This is a genomic window from Allofournierella sp. CML151 (genome assembly GCF_027853465.1).
Taxonomy (GTDB): domain Bacteria; phylum Bacillota; class Clostridia; order Oscillospirales; family Ruminococcaceae; genus Allofournierella.
Window position 1 is genome coordinate 1 of record NZ_JAPNNW010000041.1, and the last position, 1,854, is coordinate 1,854.

Genomic DNA, 1,854 nt, shown 5'->3' on the forward strand with positions numbered 1-1,854 from the left:
GGGGCTGTTGCAAAACGGAAGTTGAGCAACAGCCCCCACTTTTTGTGAAAAGCAGGATCGGAAGAGACTTTTTCAAGAATTTTAGGAGAAATAGTCTCCAAATCATCTTAAGTAGGCGCAGCAAAGCTGAGCTTTCCGCAATGAGGAAGCCCGGCATTTTGTGTTTTTTCAGATGTCACAAATATCTACTCTTTTTTGAGCGGAAAAAGATGTGTTTTCCGTCTGTCCTGTCGCAATTTGGAGCAGTACTTGTCCAGATCAAAGGCCAGACACAGCAAAAACAGTTCCAGAGAGATGTTGGTTTTCCCTCGCATAAGGAAGCGTTTGAACTGGCGGTCGCTTTTTAATACGCCGAAAGCACCCTCAACTTGAATGGAGCGATTCATGCGCAAAAGAACGCCCCGCTCTGTGAGCAGATTTTCGTGGGCTTGCGCTCTGTGTTGGGCAAACTCCTCGCAGATTTTCACTTCTTTGCGAAAATCCGGATTTTGGGATTTGGTACACTGCTTGCGAACTGGACATCCGGTACACTGGTCACATTGGTAATAATTGTATGTGGTAACTACACCGTTGCTCTCCTGTGAACAGGATCTGTAAAAGCGCAGTTTTCTCCCCGCAGCGCAGACAAAGCAGTCTTCATCTTCCAGATACCGCATGTTTTCTGCGCGCCAGAGCTGTTCACAGTATTTCCTCGTTTTTCTGGTTTGGTAATTGGTCGGCTTAATGTAGCAGTTCTGTCCACGAGAGGCAAGATACAGATAGTTGCCCACGCTTTCGTAGCCCGCATCTGCCACAATGTCCCGGTAACTGCGGCCTTGCATTCTCTGAATATGATTCAGGAATGGGATGAGCGTTCCGCTGTCTGTGCAATTGGAGAAAGCTGCCACACCGGTAATATATTCGCTGTTTACTGCCAGCTGCACATTGTATGCGGGCTTGAGCTGACCATTTCCCATGTGGTCCTCTTTCATCCGCATGAAGGTGGCATCCTTGTCCGTCTTGGAAAGGCTGTTCCTGTGGCAACCCATCTCAAACAGCTGCCTTTCGTATTTCTTCCAGCGCACCACCAGCCGGTCAATTTCTTCGTATTGCCGCTGCCAGAACGGTTTTCTTCTGCCTGTCCCGTGTACCATCTCTCCTCCTTCGGGCACAAGGCTCTTTGCAAGGGCTTGCAGCTTGCCGACAGTCAGGTGGCCCTCTCCGCCGTATTGGTAAAACAATTCCCTGGCTTTCTCTTTCACCTTGGCCAGCTGTCTGGTTACGCTCTTTCGCCAAACAAAGGTATACCGGTTCGCCATGCTTTCCATCTTGGTTCCGTCGATGAATACTTCCTCGTATTCAATCTCCTCTTCCTCCCATAGCCGGCGAACAAACTGGTAAAACAGGTCTTCAATGGCATCCTTCGCTTTGCCACTGCGAAAACGCGCAAACGAAGTATGATCCGGTACTCGCTCTCCCTGCAGCAACCAGATGAAGTCGATATTCTTACGGCAGGCCTGCTCCAGCTTCCGTGTGGAGTAGATTCCGCACATGTATCCGTACACCAATAGCTTGAACATGATCCGTGGTTCTGCTGCCGATTTTCTCCCTTTGGGCGAATACGCTTTGTACAGTTTCCTGTAATCCAGTTCCTCAAGCTGGGCGTTGGCTACAAATACGGGTTCATCTTCCGCTATTTCAATATTTTGTGTGATTGGCAGCGCTAACTGTTGATACTGCGCCGCCTTTCTGCTATACTCTTTTTGTTGTGTTTGGTTCATTGCAGTTTCAGACTACAACAAAAAATGAGATAGGCAACCCTTTCGGGGAAGTCTATCTCATTTTTTTCATTTTAGGCTATTTTGCAACAGCCCC

1 protein-coding gene is annotated in these 1,854 nt (G+C 48.4%); it reads right to left on the reverse strand.

All coding sequences use genetic code 11. From position 1 onward, the window contains the following. Positions 1 to 185: 185 nt before the first annotated feature. Complete coding sequence (locus tag PH256_RS15135; RefSeq protein WP_270914819.1) at positions 186 to 1,760, reverse strand: IS1182 family transposase; 1,575 nt, start codon at positions 1,758 to 1,760, stop codon at positions 186 to 188. Positions 1,761 to 1,854 lie beyond the last annotated feature (94 nt).